The organism is Pseudomonas sp. WC2 (assembly GCF_050586545.1).
GTDB lineage: Bacteria > Pseudomonadota > Gammaproteobacteria > Pseudomonadales > Pseudomonadaceae > Aquipseudomonas.
Genome location: NZ_JBOBDR010000019.1, coordinates 59,285 through 74,442, shown reverse-complemented (window position 1 = coordinate 74,442; position 15,158 = coordinate 59,285). Strand labels below are relative to the sequence as shown.

The 15,158-nt window shown below is 59.8% G+C and carries 15 protein-coding genes; 5 read left to right on the top strand and 10 right to left on the bottom strand.

The genetic code is table 11. The features are described 5' to 3' along the window. Nucleotides 1-36: 36 nt before the first annotated feature. A complete protein-coding gene (locus ACQ4OE_RS21660; RefSeq protein WP_122594399.1) occupies nt 37-930 on the bottom strand; it encodes a LysR family transcriptional regulator in 894 nt (297 codons plus the stop codon). 98 nt (nt 931-1,028) lie between these two features. Here ACQ4OE_RS21660 and ACQ4OE_RS21655 point away from each other — a divergent pair, with 98 nt between their 5' ends. Further along, the gene (locus ACQ4OE_RS21655; protein ID WP_430947855.1) at nt 1,029-1,505 is read left to right on the top strand and encodes a (R)-mandelonitrile lyase; all 477 of its coding nucleotides are present in this window, start codon (nt 1,029-1,031) and stop codon (nt 1,503-1,505) included. A 66-nt stretch (nt 1,506-1,571) separates the two neighbouring features. Here ACQ4OE_RS21655 and paoC read toward each other — a convergent pair whose 3' ends face one another. The 4 genes from paoC to ACQ4OE_RS21635 all read right to left on the bottom strand — a co-directional run bounded on the left by paoC (nt 1,572) and on the right by ACQ4OE_RS21635 (nt 7,385). Then, nucleotides 1,572-3,770: an aldehyde oxidoreductase molybdenum-binding subunit PaoC gene (gene paoC, locus ACQ4OE_RS21650; protein ID WP_430947854.1), complete on the bottom strand. Its 2,199-nt coding sequence runs from the start codon at nt 3,768-3,770 to the stop codon at nt 1,572-1,574. Beyond that, nucleotides 3,767-4,720 carry an FAD binding domain-containing protein gene (locus ACQ4OE_RS21645; RefSeq protein ID WP_430947853.1) on the bottom strand — a complete coding sequence of 318 codons (954 nt, stop codon included), beginning with the start codon at nt 4,718-4,720 and terminating at the stop codon, nt 3,767-3,769. Before ACQ4OE_RS21645 ends, paoC begins: the two co-directional genes overlap by 4 nt. Further along, nucleotides 4,717-5,340, bottom strand: a complete 624-nt coding sequence (gene paoA, locus ACQ4OE_RS21640; RefSeq protein WP_430947852.1) for an aldehyde dehydrogenase iron-sulfur subunit PaoA — start codon at nt 5,338-5,340, stop codon at nt 4,717-4,719. The genes ACQ4OE_RS21645 and paoA overlap by 4 nt, the downstream gene beginning before the upstream one ends. 290 nt (nt 5,341-5,630) lie before the next feature. Further along, nucleotides 5,631-7,385, bottom strand: a complete 1,755-nt coding sequence (locus ACQ4OE_RS21635; protein WP_430947851.1) for an L-lactate permease — start codon at nt 7,383-7,385, stop codon at nt 5,631-5,633. Nucleotides 7,386-7,660: 275 nt separating this feature from the next. Between ACQ4OE_RS21635 and ACQ4OE_RS21630 the strand changes: the two genes are divergently transcribed. Beyond that, nucleotides 7,661-8,974, top strand: coding sequence for a hypothetical protein (locus ACQ4OE_RS21630; RefSeq protein WP_430947850.1), 1,314 nt, complete (start codon nt 7,661-7,663; stop codon nt 8,972-8,974). An 89-nt stretch (nt 8,975-9,063) separates the two neighbouring features. Here the strand turns inward: ACQ4OE_RS21630 and ACQ4OE_RS21625 are convergent, their stop codons facing one another. Then, the gene (locus ACQ4OE_RS21625; RefSeq protein WP_122594392.1) at nt 9,064-9,339 is read right to left on the bottom strand and encodes a hypothetical protein; all 276 of its coding nucleotides are present in this window, start codon (nt 9,337-9,339) and stop codon (nt 9,064-9,066) included. A gap of 285 nt (nt 9,340-9,624) precedes the next feature. On the opposite strand from ACQ4OE_RS21625, the gene ACQ4OE_RS21620 reads away from it, so the two are divergent. Continuing rightward, nucleotides 9,625-10,707, top strand: a complete 1,083-nt coding sequence (locus ACQ4OE_RS21620; protein WP_430947849.1) for a hypothetical protein — start codon at nt 9,625-9,627, stop codon at nt 10,705-10,707. Between the two features lie 2 nt (nt 10,708-10,709). Then, nucleotides 10,710-11,063 (top strand): DUF1428 domain-containing protein, encoded by a 354-nt coding sequence (locus ACQ4OE_RS21615; RefSeq protein ID WP_430947848.1) that lies wholly within the window; start codon nt 10,710-10,712, stop codon nt 11,061-11,063. Nucleotides 11,064-11,134: 71 nt separating this feature from the next. Here the strand turns inward: ACQ4OE_RS21615 and ACQ4OE_RS21610 are convergent, their stop codons facing one another. Further along, nucleotides 11,135-11,329 (bottom strand): hypothetical protein, encoded by a 195-nt coding sequence (locus ACQ4OE_RS21610; protein WP_122594388.1) that lies wholly within the window; start codon nt 11,327-11,329, stop codon nt 11,135-11,137. Nucleotides 11,330-11,435: 106 nt separating this feature from the next. On the opposite strand from ACQ4OE_RS21610, the gene thpR reads away from it, so the two are divergent. Continuing rightward, entirely contained in the window at nt 11,436-11,957 is a 522-nt protein-coding gene (gene thpR, locus ACQ4OE_RS21605; protein ID WP_122594387.1) for an RNA 2',3'-cyclic phosphodiesterase, read from the top strand. Nucleotides 11,958-12,203: 246 nt separating this feature from the next. Here thpR and ACQ4OE_RS21600 read toward each other — a convergent pair whose 3' ends face one another. The 3 genes from ACQ4OE_RS21600 to ACQ4OE_RS21590 form a co-directional block, all read right to left on the bottom strand. Beyond that, nucleotides 12,204-13,301 (bottom strand): polyamine ABC transporter substrate-binding protein, encoded by a 1,098-nt coding sequence (locus tag ACQ4OE_RS21600; RefSeq protein WP_122594386.1) that lies wholly within the window; start codon nt 13,299-13,301, stop codon nt 12,204-12,206. Nucleotides 13,302-13,392: 91 nt separating this feature from the next. After that, nucleotides 13,393-14,268 (bottom strand): ABC transporter permease subunit, encoded by an 876-nt coding sequence (locus ACQ4OE_RS21595; RefSeq protein ID WP_038365610.1) that lies wholly within the window; start codon nt 14,266-14,268, stop codon nt 13,393-13,395. Beyond that, on the bottom strand, nt 14,265-15,146 hold the full coding sequence (locus ACQ4OE_RS21590) for an ABC transporter permease subunit (protein ID WP_163005261.1): 882 nt from the start codon (nt 15,144-15,146) through the stop codon (nt 14,265-14,267). Before ACQ4OE_RS21590 ends, ACQ4OE_RS21595 begins: the two co-directional genes overlap by 4 nt. Nucleotides 15,147-15,158 lie beyond the last annotated feature (12 nt).

Genomic DNA, 15,158 nt, shown 5'->3' with positions numbered 1-15,158 from the left:
CCATTTTGATAAAGACCAAAGGCCCCACTCGTTGAGTCAACCGCGATAACGCAACGCCTCCAGCAACAGCGCAAACGCCGGTGCCGCCTGCCGTCGGCTCGGGTAATACAGGTGATACCCGGCAAACGTCGGGCACCAGTCTTCAAGCACTTGCAGCAAGCGGCCATCGGCGAGATACGGCGCGACGATATTTTCCGGGATGTAGCTCAGACCGAAGCCATCCAGCGCCGCGTCAAGCAACGGATAGACGCCGTTCAAGGTGATCTGTCCGGAGACCCGCACTTTCAGGCTTTCGCCATCCTTCTCGAATTCCCAGCTGTAGAGCCCGCCGTTGGTAGGCAAGCGCAGGTTATTGCAAGCGTGGTCAGTCAATTCGCGCGGGGTTTGCGGGGCGTTGCGTTTGGCGAAATACGCGGGCGAGCCGACCACCGCCATGCGCATGTCCGGGCCGATGCGGGTGGCGATCATGCCTTGCGCAACGTCCTCGCCCAAACGAATGCCGGCGTCGAAACCCTGGCCGGCGATGTCGACGAAACCGTAATCGCAGCTGACTTCGACGGCGATGTCCGGGTACTTCGGCAGAAATTCCTTGAGCACCGGGCGCAGCAGCCAGTCCAGCGAATGGTCGGTGGCATTGATACGGATTTTGCCCGCCGGGGTTTCGCGCAGGTTACTCAGCGCGGCCAATTCCACTTCGATCTCTTCGAAGCGCGGGCCGATGGTTTGCAGCAGATGTTCGCCGGCCTCGGTGGGAGAAACACTGCGCGTGGTCCGTGTTAGCAGACGCAGGCCGAGGCGCGCTTCAAGCGCCCGAATGGTGTGGCTTAGCGCCGATTGGGACACGCCGAGTTTGGCTGCGGCTTTGGTGAAGCTGCGTTCGCGGGCCACGGCGAGGAAGGCGAGCAGGTCGGTGGCGTTTTCTCGGAGCATTGATGAGTGTCCTGCATAAGTTTTTTCAAATTCTAGTCGATTATTCGAAGAGTGCGGATCAGTAAAGTGATGGCATTGATTATCTGGAGGACATTGCCATGAACCCGATTGCTGCTTCTGCGTTGACCCTCTCCCTGCTGGCGGGTGAGGTACAGGCCAATGAAAATCCCCGCGTGACCGTCACGCCCAACGGCTCGCAACCTTCGGCCCGTGGCCCGGCGGACTGGTTCACCGGCACGGTGCGCGTCGATGCACCGTTCAAGGGCTCGGATGACGCGCGTGTCAGTGGCGCCACCGTGACGTTCGAGCCCGGCGCGCGGACGGCATGGCATACCCATCCGTTGGGGCAGACATTGATCGTCACTGCCGGAGCGGGTTATGTGCAGGAATGGGGGCAACCGGTTCGCGAGATTCGCCCGGGTGATACGGTGTGGATTGCGCCGGGGGCCAAGCATTGGCACGGCGCGGCACCGACCACCGCGATGACGCATATCGCGATTGCTGAAGTGCTGGATGGCAAGGTGGTGGACTGGATGGAACAGGTGAGTGCCAAGCAGTATCCGCGATCCGAGTAAAACCTTTCCCTCACCCCAACCCTCTCCCTTGGGAGAGGGTTGGGGTGAGGGGCTGTGCTCAGGCGTTTAGATCATTTCCGGTAACGACGAGAGAATTTTGTCCAGCGTAATCGGATACTCCCGCACCCGCGCCCCGGTGGCGTTATAGATCGCATTGGCCACCGCTGCACTGACCCCGCAAATCCCCAGTTCACCGACACCCTTGGCCTTCATCGGCGAAGAAACCGGATCGGTTTCATCGAGGAAAATCACTTCCTGATGCGGGATGTCGGCATGCACTGGCACCTCGTAGCCGGCCAAGTCATGGTTGACGAAAAAGCCGAGCTTCTTGTCCACCGCCAACTCCTCCATCAGCGCCGCGCCGACACCCATGGTCATCGCCCCGATCACCTGACTGCGCGCCGCTTTCGGGTTGAGAATCCGTCCAGCCGCACACACCGCCAACATCCGCCGCACCCGCACTTCGCCGGTTGCGGCATCCACCGCGACCTCAACGAAATGCGCGCCGAAAGTCGATTGCTGGTACTGCTCGGCAAGGTCGGCGAACTCAATGCTGTCCTCGGCCGTGATCGCGCCGTTTTGCGCAGCATTACGCAGCGGTACCTGCTTGTCGCCAACCCGCACCTGACCGTCGACAAACTCGGCTTGATCCGCCGTCATACCCAACTTGCCAGCCACGGCCTCGCGCAGTTTCATGCACGCGGCGTAGACGCCGGCAGTCGAGCAGTTGGCGCCGAATTGTCCGCCCGAGCCGGCCGAGACCGGAAAATTCGAGTCGCCCAGGTGCACCGTCACATCGTGCAGCCCCACGCCCATCATCTCGGCCGCGGTCTGCGCAATGATCGTATAGCTGCCAGTGCCGATGTCGGTCATGTCGGTTTCCACCGTGACCTTGCCGTCGCGCTCCAGGCGTACGCGCGCGCCGGATTTGACCAGCAGGTTGTTGCGAATCGCCGCCGCCACGCCCATGCCTATCAGCCAGCGACCTTCGCGACGGCTGCCGGGTTTTGCGCTGCGTTTGTCCCAACCGAACTTCTCGGCGCCGGTTTGCAGGCATTCGATCAAGCGTCGTTGGGAAAACGGTCGCTCGGTTTTCACCGGATCGACTTGGGTGTCGTTGAGAATGCGGAACTGGATCGGATCAAGTTTGAGCTGCTCGGCCATTTCATCCATGGCGATTTCCAGCACCATCAACCCCGGGGTTTCGCCGGGCGCGCGCATGGCGTTGCCTTCCGGCAGATCCAGCGGGGAGAGGCGCATGCTCACCAGACGATTTTCCGCGGCGTACAACAATTGGCTCGGCTGCGCGGCGACCTCGACTTTGCCTTCCGCGAGGTTGCCCGACCAGCCTTCGTGGGCAATGGCGGTGAGTTTGCCGTCCGCCGTCGCGCCCATGCGAATGTGCTGAATGGTCGCTGGACGGTGGGTGGTGTTGTTGGCCATTTGCGGGCGGGCGAGGGCAACTTTCACCGGTCTGCCAGCCATGCGCGAGCCGAGTGCGGCCAGAATCGCGTCGGCGCGCACGAACAACTTGCCGCCGAAGCCACCGCCAATGTAGGGCGAGATCAAGCGGACCTTTTCCTTGGGCAAACCGAGGGTGGTGGCGATGTCGCCGACGCTCCAGGCGATCATCTGATTCGACGTCCACAGGGTCAGTTGATCGCCTTTCCACGCCGCCAACGTGGCATGCGGCTCCATCATCGCGTGGGACTGATCCGGCGTGGTGTAAGTCTGGTCGAACTGCACCGGCGCGGCAGCAAAAGCCTTGGCGAAGTCGCCGTGTTTGACATCAGGCAATTCGTCTTTCGGCTCGACGCCTTGGTCGCGCACGCTGGCCAGATCGAATTTGCCTTCGGCGGTGACGTAATCGACCTTGACCATTTGCGCGGCGGCGCGGGCCTGTTCGAAGGTCTCCGCGACCACCAGTGCGACGGCCTGGTGATAGTGCTGAATCTCAGGGCCGGCCAACAATGGCGCAGCGTTGTATTTGCCCTTGCCGAGTTTGCCGGCGTTGGCGGCGGTGACAATGGCCAGGACGCCGGGCGCGGCTTTGGCATCGTCCAGATCGATGTTGTTGATCCGCCCCTTGGCGATGGCCGAGCCGACCATGAAACCGTAAGCCTGATTGGCCACGGCCTCATGCTGCTCGTAGGCGTACGGCGCCTGACCGCTGGTCTTCAACGGGCCTTCGACGCGGTCAGTGGGTTTGCCGACGACCTTCAATTGGTCGATCGGGTTGGTGGTGGCGGGCGTGTCGAATTTCATGCTTCGTCCCTCGCTTGGGCCAACACCGAGCCGAGCGTGCGCTCCACCAAGGTCAGTTTGAATTGGTTGTCATGGGTTGGCGTAGCGCCGTCGAGCAGGCGTGCGCTGACGGCTTTGGCGCCCTTGGGCAACAAGGCTTCAGCGGCCTCGACGCGCCAAGGCTTCGGCGCAATCCCGCCGACGGCGATGCGGCCGCTGCCGTCCTTTTGCAGGATCAGGCCGACCGACACCAGCGCAAAGGCGTAGGACGAACGATCCCGCACCTTGTGGTAAATGTGCGTACCGCCGACTGGCGCAGGCAGGGTCACTGAGCTGATGAATTCGCCGGGGGTGAGGCTGGTTTCGATGTTCGGCGTGGTGCCTGGCAACTGATGAAAATCGGCCATGGCGATGCTGCGTGTGCTGCCGTCGGGTTTGACCGTTTCAATCTGCGCGTCGAGGGCGCGCATCGCGATGGCCATGTCGCTGGGGTGCGTGGCGATGCACGCCTCGCTGACGCCGATAATCCCTAACTGACGACTGACGCCGCCAATCGCTGAACAGCCGCTGCCGGGTTGGCGTTTGTTACAGGCCTGATTGGTGTCGTAGAAGTACGGGCAGCGCGTGCGTTGCAGCAGGTTGCCAGCGGTGGTCGCCATGTTGCGCAGCTGTCCGGAAGCACCGGCAAGCAATGCACGGGAAAGCAAACCGTAGTCCTTGCGCACGCGTTGGTCGGCGGCCAGATCGGTGTTGCGCACCAGTGCGCCGATGCGCAAACCGCCCTCGGGCGTGGCTTCGATCTGATCGAGCCCCAAGTGATTGACGTCAATCAGGTGCAACGGGGTTTCGATGTCGAGTTTCATCAAGTCGAGCAGATTGGTGCCGCCGGCAATGAAACGCGCGCCTTCGACTTGTGCGGCTTGCGCAGCGGCGGCGGGGGAGTCGGCGCGGCTGTAACTGAACGGTCTCATGCTGGCACCTCCGCGACTTCAGAGATGGCTTCGATGATGTTCGAGTAGGCGCCGCAACGGCAGATGTTGCCGCTCATGCGCTCTTGAAATTCTCGGGCGATCAACTGCGGCGCTTCGGTGAGGCTTTCACTGACGTGGCTTGGAATGCCGTCACGGATTTCCTTGATGACGGCCACTGCCGAGCAGATTTGCCCGGGCGTGCAATATCCGCACTGATAGCCGTCGTGTTTGATGAACGCGGCTTGCATCGGGTGCAGCTTGTCGGGCATGCCAAGACCTTCGATGGTGGTGACTTCGCTGCCTTCGTGCATCACCGCGAGGGTCAGGCAGGAATTGATCCGCCGACCATCGACGATCACTGTGCAAGCACCGCACTGGCCGTGGTCACAGCCTTTTTTGGTGCCGGACAGTTGCAAGTGTTCACGCAGGGCATCGAGCAGGGTGGTGCGGGTGTCGACATCAAGCGCACGCGGCTTGCCGTTGACGTTGATCGTCACTTTGCTCATGGCCGGTTGCTCCAGGTTGGCCGCGTAGGCCTTGAGGCTGATAAACGGCGGCATCGCGAACGCCGTGGCGGTCACGGCGCCGAGGATCAGAAATCTGCGTCGGGAAATCGTCATGGTTCGATTCCTTTTCTCTCTTCATCAGGGCAGCTAGGGGTGAACGGCCCAAACGGGCAGCCAGCGTGATCGCCGGTCTCGTTAAGGAATGACTGCGGAAGATAGGAAAAGGTTTTTGCGGATTTGCGCTATAGAGTTATGAGCGGAGCTCATCAATCGACTGAACAACACAAAACGACTGTGGGAGCGAGCCTGCTCGCGAAGAGGCCGGCACAGCCAGCATCTTCATTGGCAGACCGGACGCCTTCGCGAGCAGGCTCGCTCCCACATTTGAACGGTGTTTGGCCAATCTAGTGCCCGCCAACCACCATCGAAGTAAACGGCGCCACGTACGCCTGCAGCGTCACCAGCCCGCCGACCAGAATCGCCAGCACTATCGAGTGGAAGAACACGTAGCGCAGGATCTCGCCCTCATGCCCATACCAGCGCGTCGCGGTGGAGGCGACCACGATCGATTGCGCATCGACCATTTTGCCCATCACCCCACCCGAACTGTTCGCCGCCGCCATCAGCACCGGACTGATCCCCAGTTGCTCGGCGGTCACCCGCTGCAAACCGCCGAACAACACGTTTGACGCAGTGTCCGAACCGGTCAGCGCCACCCCGAGCCAACCCAGCAACGTGCCGAACATCGGATAGAAAATTCCCGTCGCCGCAAACGCCAGGCCCATGGTCGCGTCGAGCCCGGAGTAACGGGTGAGAAACCCCAGCGCCAGCATCGCCGCAATGGTGATCAACGAAAAGCGCACCACCCACAGCGTGCGCAGGTACTGCTTGATCAGTTGCGGAATCGAGTAACCCATCAGCAAACCACCGACAATTGCCGCCAGCAGAATCCCGCTGCCGGTGGCGGTGAACCAGGTGAATTTGTACACCGCTTCCTCTGCCTTTGGCGCGGCCACCACCGGCGGGACTTTTTCGATCTGCAGGTGCAGTGATGTGAAAGTCACGGCCGGGGCGAAAAACGGGTTGGCTTCGTTGACCGGTTTGCCCGTCGGGTCGAGCTTGGCCGAATTCGTCACCGGGTCAATCGCCAGGCGCACGTCGAAAATGTTCTTGAAGCCCTGAGTGCCCCAGGCAAACACGAACACGGTGAGGATGATCCACGGCATCCACGCGCGCATGATGGCCGGGCGCGCCTGATCGCTGAACGCGGCGCTGGCGGTGACTTTTTCTTCCTCGACCCTGGAGTTGTCGACCCGCCCTGACAGCGCCGCTGAAGTGTGAATGGTTGCCGGTTTCCACACCTTCAAAAATAGCGTCAGACAAGCCATGGAAATCAGCGCGGCAATCACGTCCACGAGCATCGGCCCGTGGTAGTTCGACACGAGAAATTGCGGCACGGCGAAGCTGACCCCGGCCACCAGAATCGCCGGCCAGATCTCGAGCATCTTGCGCCACCCGGCAAACGCCCAGATCAACCAGAACGGCACCAGCACCGAGAAAAACGGCAGCTGCCGACCGACCATCATCGACAGCTCCATCTCATCCAGCCCGGTGACTTTGGCCAGGGTGATGATCGGCGTGCCGAGTGCGCCAAATGCCACTGGCGCAGTGTTGGCGATCAGCGCCAGACCGGACGCTGCCAACGGCGAAAAACCCAGCCCGATCAGAATCGCCCCGGTCACTGCGACCGGTGTGCCGAACCCTGCCGCGCCTTCGAAAAACGCACCGAAGCAGAAGGCGATCAGCAGCAACTGCAGACGTCGGTCATCGGTGATCCGCGCAAGAGAATCCTGCAGCACTTTGAACGAGCCGTTCTCGGTGGTCAGGCGATGCAGAAAGATGATGTTAAGGACGATCCAGCCAATCGGCAGCAAGCCGTTCGCCGCACCGAACAACGCTGCGGAGCCGGCCATGCTCGCCGGCATGCCGAAGGCGAAGATCGAGATCAGGAGCGCCGAAGCCAGCGCCAATAACGCTGCGAGATGCGCCTTGATGTGGAAGAACGCCAGTGCCGCGAGCATCACCACCACCGGCACGGCGGCCATGAGCGTGGAGATCAACGGATTGCCGAACGGGTCGTAGATTTGCTGCCAGACCATGGTCCACCTCTGCTTGTTGTTATTGAGGGCGCAGATCCATTGCGTGGTGCTTGGTTGCAAGGAGTATAGGTGGCATTTCGATACGGTCGGATTCGGTTCCTGAGCGTTGCCCAAGATCAGAAAGGCTGCTGAATATCTGCACGAATTGTCAGTTATTTGGCTCCTAAAGGTATCAGTACTGTCATTTCTGACAGGTGTTTTGCTCGGTGAACCCGTGGTGTACTGGCCTCGAGCCCATTCATTCATTTAGGGGCGTCTTTCAAAGGAGCGTGATGATGAAGACGGTTTCGAGTATTGCTCTGCCCGGTACGCTTGATCCTGGTTTTGGCGAGGATGGCATCGTCAATCTACCTTTTCCGGACGTCCCAGGATTTCATGTCACAGATGTTCTGGCATTGCCTGACAAAAAAGTGATGGTTTGTTTGCTACGAGAAGGAAATTCCAACGAATACCTGATGTGCCGGTTGCATGAAAATGGTGATTTTGACGAGAGTTTTGCTCAGGGCTTGGGATTCGCGGAAATTACCTTCAGACCTGGGTGCGCGATTCATTATTTCCTCGCATTCAAGTCGCTGGACGAAAGTGGTTGGCTGATGTCCGCCCGGTACTATTCAGATTCGCAAGCCGGGCGGGTTTTGGTTCGACAGCGTCTGGATGGGCAACTGGATGCGAATTTCGGTGAGGGGGGGATTCGCTATATCCCGCAATCGGAGTATCTGGTCGATACAAAACGATCAGCAACTGCGCTTTCAGCTCCTTCCGTGCAGGAGGAGTCTGCACACTTCAACGCATCGTCCCCGATCATTCGGCAAATGGATGGAAAGATCATCTTGGTCGACTTTGTCTTCAGTGAGGTGGACGTAACAAAATCCGTTGTTATACGCCTGAATGCCGATGCTTCACTCGACAAGAGTTTTAACGAAAAAGGCTTTGTCTTGGTTGAGCCAACGGGAATTTCTTACGACACCATTGAAGCTATGGGCGTTGCGGTGCAGAACGATGGGAAAGTGTTGATCAGTGGCAGGTACACCAGGGGTGAGCTAGGCAATGAAAATGCGTTCATTACGCGGTATGGTGCAGACGGGAAGATCGACGAAACTTTCAATGCCGGGGAGCCAGTGAGCATAGCGGAGCGATCTTCGCTGGGTTCTATCTCGGTGTGCGAGTCAGACGGCCGAATCGTAGCGGTGGGATCGTGGGGTAACTTGGACCATGGATTGATCGTTGTTCTGAATCCCAATGGATCCAACAATCTGGATTTCAATAACGGGCAACCATTAGTGACAGATCTAGCCGTCCATGGGCATACCTGGAGCAAACAAAGCACAGGTACAGATGGGGCGATCACGGTGTACGGATTCGGTGGCGCGAATTTTGGTCAAAATCTGACGAGTGTTACAGCACGCTATCGGGCGGATGGATCTTTGGATCAGACGTTCAACGGTAAAGGATTCAACCTATACAGTGGCACTGGCGAGTCTCAATATCTAAGGGGTGTCAGCATTATGCCGGATGAGCGAATCGTCATCGGTGGGGCCGCGCCGGAGGCCGGAGGCGGGACTGGCTGGGTGTTACGTTATTTGGCATAAATCATCCATAAGTGAACCGGCCTCCCCGCGCCCTGACGGGCTGAGACCGGGCCAACTTTATTTCACAGCCGCGCTGGCCAAGTCATACATTAAAAATGAGCGCTCGCCCGGACGCTGGATCGCGCAGGCACGGAGGCCTCGATGTCCAGCAAATGGGTGGCGAGAATGTCGCTCAGAAAACGGAACTGATCGTTGAGGCCGACCACTTCATTGCTGAAATGATTGCTCGCGGCAGGCATCAGCAGATCTTCGAAATCTTCGTTGAACACCAGCGCCTGCGCCTTGTGCGACACGCCGTGCTGGTCGTAATAGTTGCTGCCGAACACCGGGAAACTCACGGAGAGTGTGACGTGGGTGTGAATCATGTTGTGAACTCCTCGTTGTGTTTCGGATGGGTTAATCGTGCCTTTGATGGGCGGTGGGCGGAAGGCAATCCTGGCGATGGTGAATATCGATGGCAGTGATGATGCTGATGGGTGGTGCTGCGGCTGGCCTCTTCGCGAGCAGGCTCGCTCCCACAGGGGGAATGCGTTTCAAAGTGGGAGCGAGCTTGCTCGCGAAGGCGCCAGTCCAGCCACAACCGGACAAACGGCCCAACACCCGCACCTATACTCAAATCTGCATCCCCTTATTTGAAGGACATTCCCACCGTGAACCCGCGCGCGCTGCTCGTCGCCGCACTGTTGTTGCTGGCCGGTTGCGCCACTTCGCCACGCGCCCCGGTGTCAGCGCCGCAAGTGGTGTTTGTCTCGCCACAGACCTGGCAGCAGATCGACCGCGAAATCGTCAGCGCTTCGCAGCAGTCCACTGAACAGGTCAAGCTGTTTGCCCGTGGCTCGATGGAACATTGGCGCACTCGCGTCTATGAGCAAACTGAAGAAAATTTCATCCCGTGGTTCAGCAGCTACTGGACCCAGGAATGGCTGTCGATGAAGGTCAGTTGGTACACGGTCAGTGCCGGCGGCGAGCAGGATGCCTCGGCCAAACGATTGGCGACGTATCTGCTTGAGCAATATCAGGAAAAAGTCTTGGCGCCGGTGGCGGTGGAGATTGATCCGGATGCGATTCTCGGCCAGGCGACGGCGTTCTACGCGCAGCTTATGGCGCAGCAAATGCCGCTCATCGCCCAGCGCCATGGCGTGCCCATCGGTCAGCTCAACGGGCATTTGCAGAAGGTCCCGGCTATCGCCCTCGGCCCACCGCCCGCGCGGGATGCTTCGTTGTTTCAAGTGATCAGTACCGAACCGTTGAACACCTTGCCGGCCTACGCGGCTCTGATCGACAAGATCCACACCGAGGGCGGCGCCAAGGGCATCGCTTCGACCGACGCCGGCATGGCGCCGGTGGCCAAACGGGCGAGCCAACGGATGGAAGCGGAGATGGCCCCGCGCGGCGCCGCCAGTGCGGTGGCAGCGGCTGCCGGGAAACTCGCCGGTGGGTTGATTTCGGTCGGTGTGGCGGGCATTCGCGCAATCATTCAGGCCAACGACCGGCCTGACAGCGAAGCGCTGATCCGCAGCAGTCTGGGCAACACCTTCGACAAGGCCTGGCTGAAGCTGGTGCAGAACCCGACCACCGGGGTCATGGCCGGCACGCTGCACATGGCCGGGCAGGTCGAGCGGAATTTGGCTGCTCGCGGGGAACCGCCGGTCGCCCTGGGCGTGAACCCTGTCGAATGGCAACCGCCGCAATCGACTAATCAGCAGATCGAACCCAACCTGCAAGGAGAGTGATCATGGCTTACATCGATATTTTCGTGGCGCCGGTGCCGACCGCCAATCGCGAGCAGTACAAGCAGCACTGTGTGATCGCCGCGAAGTTGTTCAAGGAATACGGCGCCCTGAGTGTGGTCGAGTGTTGGGGTGATGACGTGCCGGACGGCAAGCTCACCTCGTTCCCGATGGCAGTGAAACTCAAGGACGGCGAGACCGTGGCGTCAGGCTGGTTGATCTGGCCAGACAAGGCCACCCGCGATGCCGGCATGGCAAAAATGATGGAAGACCCGCGCATGCAACCGGACGTCAACCCGATGCCGTTCGATGGGCAGCGGATGATCTACGGCGGCTTCCAGGATCTCCTCGAACCCTGAACCCACCGCAATTCTGGGTATGGGGGAAAAAGGGTTCGCCACGAAACCCTGTGGGAGCAAACTGCCCGTGTTCACTCGGCTGAAGGGGTGATGCGGCAGCTTTTGCGCTGGCGGATCTGTTCGTCCGTGGGGCGTTCGCGGACGAATTCGAAGCGCGGCTCGCCCTCGCTGTAATGCACCAGCCAACCCCATTCCAGCTCGGTTTCGTCCTGCCCGGGTTGCGGTGGCCGGGCCCACCACGGTTCTTTGCTGAGGATCGCGCGCATGGCGGCCTCCGTTGATGGCAATCCTTGAACTATAGCTGCCTGTCACCAGTCGTCAGATCAGGCTGTGTAGAATCCGCCCGATCACGGTGAACAAGGGAGCAGGGCCATGACCGATGAAGCGAAGCGGCTGTTTTTTGCGCTGGATTGTCCGCCCGCTCAGCGCAAGGCGATTGCGCAGTGGCGCGCTGAGTTGGGCCTGAGAACCGGCAAACCTGTGCCGGCAGATAACTTTCACCTGACGTTGCTGTTTCTCGGCGCCGTGCCGCTGGCGCAGATCAATGAAGTCTGCGAGGCCGCGAGCAACGTGCGCACGCCCGGTGAGCCCTTGAAGATTGGCTTGGATCGCTTGCAGGTCTGGCATCGCGCCGGGGTGTTGTCGCTGGCGCCCGAGCAGGCACCGCAGGCCTTGTTACGCCTGGTCTACGCGTTGGAGCAGGCCATGTTGCCATTCGGCTTTGAAGAGACACCGCGCGAGTTTCGCCCGCATCTGACTTTGGCCCGCGACTACCGCGCGCCGGAACCGGAATCTGTCACTCCGCCGGAGTTTTTCCTGCGTGCCGAACGCTTCGCCTTGTTCGAATCGCACAAGGGCCGTTATCGGATTCTTCAGGATTGGTCGCTGAGCTGAAGGCACAAAAAAAGGCGCCCGAAGGCGCCTGAGAATTCACCTGAGCCGAGGGAGCCAGGTGAGGCCGTTCATAGCAGGGTGCAGCGGTGGTAAGGCGCTGCGTGAACGGGAAATTTTCAGCACTGCATTGCTTTACTGTGGGAGCGAGCCTGCTCGCGAAGGCGTCGGCACATCCAACATTTTCGTCGCCTGTCCTAGCGCTTTCGCGAGCAGGCTCGCTCCCACATTTTTGATCACCGGTGTTTTTTACTTACCGAGTTTCACCCGGGTCCAGCCACGGGTCATGATTCGCTGGGTGGCAATCGGTTGATCCGGCACCGCGTATAGCGTGGCCATCACCGCTTGCGACGGGTACGAGCCCGGATCGTTGCGGATTGCTTCATCCACCAATGGCGTGGCCGCTGCGTTGGCGTTGCTGTAGCCGTTGCTGTTGGTGATCTCCGCGATGATGTCCGGACGCATCAGGAAGTCCATGAACAGGTAAGCGTTCTCGACGTTCGCCGCATCGCGGGGGATGGCGACCATGTCGTAGAAGCTGCCGGCGCCTTCCTTGGGAATGCTGTAATCGATCACCACGTTGTTGCCCGATTCCACCGCGCGGGCCTTGGCCTGCAGCACGTCACCGGAGTAGCCGACCGCCACGCAGATGTTGCCGTTGGCCAGATCGGAGATGTATTTCGAGGAGTGGAAGTACGCCACGTTCGGGCGAATCTTCATGAACAGCGCCTCGGCTTCCTTGATGTGCGCGGTGTCCTTGTCGTTCACCGGGTAGCCCAGGTAGTGCAGGGCGGCCGGGATCATCTCGGTCGGCGAGTCGAGGAAACTGATGCCGCAGGCTTTCAGTTTTTCAGCGTTTTCCGGCTTGAACAGCAAGTCCCAGGAGTTGGTCGGGGCGTTGGCGCCGAGCACTTCCTTGACCTTGGCCGGGTTGAACCCGATGCCGATTGAGCCCCACATGTACGGGAACGCGTGGGCGTTGTCCGGATCACTGGCGGCGGCGTTTTTCAGCAGCACCGGGTTGAGATTCTTCCAGTTCGGCAGCTTCGATTTGTCCAGCGTCTGATAGACACCGGCCTTGATCTGCTTGGCCAGGAAACTGTTCGACGGCACGACCAGGTCGTAGCCGGATTTGCCCGCCAGCAAACGTGCCTCAAGGGTTTCGTTGCTGTCGAAGACGTCGTAGGTCACGCGGATACCGGTCTCGTCTTCGAACTTCTTGACGGTGTCCGGCGCGATGTAATCGGACCAGTTGTAAACACGCAGCACCTTGTCGTTGGCCTGGGCGCCCATGACGATTGCGCCCATTAAGGACAGTGTCAGCAGAGTCCTGCCAAACATTTTCATCGGTACAACTCCATTCTTTTTATTCACGTTACGCAAAGCCCCCTCACTAACCCTCTCCCAGAGGGAGAGGGGACTGACCGAGGGATACAGGTTAAGCGGTTGCTGCGGATTGCTGAGGCTGCCACGACTCGTTCGCCGTCTGATCCATCGCTTCCTGAATCGCACGTTTGCGGTTGGCTTCTGCCTTGCGGCCGAAGTACCAGACCAGGAAGGTCACCAGCGACACCGCCAGCAGAATCAGGCTGGCGACGGCGTTGATCTCAGGCTTCACGCCCAGACGCACCGCCGAGAACACTTCCATCGGCAGAGTCGTCGAACCCGGCCCGGAGACGAAGCTCGCCAACACCAGGTCATCCAGCGACAAGGCAAACGACATCATCCCGCCCGCTGCCAGCGACGGCGCAATCATCGGAATGGTGATCAGGAAAAACACCTTGAACGGCTTCGCACCGAGATCCATCGCCGCTTCTTCGATCGACAGATCCAGTTCGCGGAGGCGGGCGGAGACTACCACCGCCACATAGGCGGCACAAAACGTGGTGTGGGCGATCCAGATGGTGACGATGCCACGCTCCTGCGGCCAACCGATCAACTGCGCCATCGCTACGAACAGCAGCAACAGCGACAGACCGGTGATCACTTCAGGCATCACCAGCGGCGCGGTGACCAGACCACCGAATAGCGTGCGGCCCTTGAAGCGCGTGACGCGAGTCAGCACGAAAGCGGCGAGGGTGCCCAGTGCGACGGCGGCAATCGCGGTGTAGCAGGCAATTTCCAGCGAGCGCACCACCGAGCCCATCAGTTGCGTGTTATCGAGCAGGCCGACATACCACTTCACCGACCAGCCGCCCCACACCGTCACCAGTTTGGAGGCGTTGAACGAGTAGATCACCAGAATCAGCATCGGCAGATAAATGAACATCAGACCGAAGATCAACATGAACTTGGAAAAACCGAAGCGTTTCATCCCCGTGCCTCCATCTCTTTGGCCTGGCTGCGGTTGAACAGCAGAATCGGCACAATCAGGATCAACAGCATCACCACCGCCAAGGCAGACGCCACCGGCCAGTCGCGGTTATTGAAGAACTCTTGCCACAGCACGCGACCGATCATCAGCGTCTCAGGGCCACCCAACAGTTCCGGAATCACGAACTCACCGACTACTGGAATGAATACCAGCATGCAGCCGGCGATGATGCCGTTCTTGGCCAGCGGCACAGTGATTTTCCAGAAGTTGTTGAAGTTGCTCGAACCCAGATCCGACGCGGCTTCCAGCAGGCTGCCATCGTGCTTGACGAGGTTGGCGTACAGCGGCAACACCATGAACGGCAGGTAGGCGTAAACCACACCGATATACACAGCCGTGTTGGTGTTGAGGATCTCGATCGGGTGATCGGTGAGCCCCGTCCACATCAGAAATGCGTTGAGCAGACCGTTGTTGCTGAGGATGCCCATCCACGCGTAAACGCGGATCAGGATCGCAGTCCAGGTCGGCATCATGATCAACAGCAGCAGGACGTTTTGCGTTTCCTTGCCGGTCTTGGTGATCGCGTAGGCCATCGGGAAGCCGATCAGCAAACACATCATCGTGCTCAGGGCCGCGACCTTCAGCGAACCGAGGTAGGCTGACAGGTACAGCTCGTCTTCGCCGAGCATGGTGTAGTTGCCGATGTTCAGCAGCAGCTGGAATTTCTGTTCGGCGTAGGTGTAAATCTCCGAGTACGGCGGGATCGACAGCGCGGCTTCCGAGAAACTGATCTTCATCACCAGGAAAAACGGCAGCATGAAGAACAGGAACAGCCAGATGAACGGGATGCCAATGACCAGTTTTCGTCCGCTGGGCACCAGGCGCAGGAA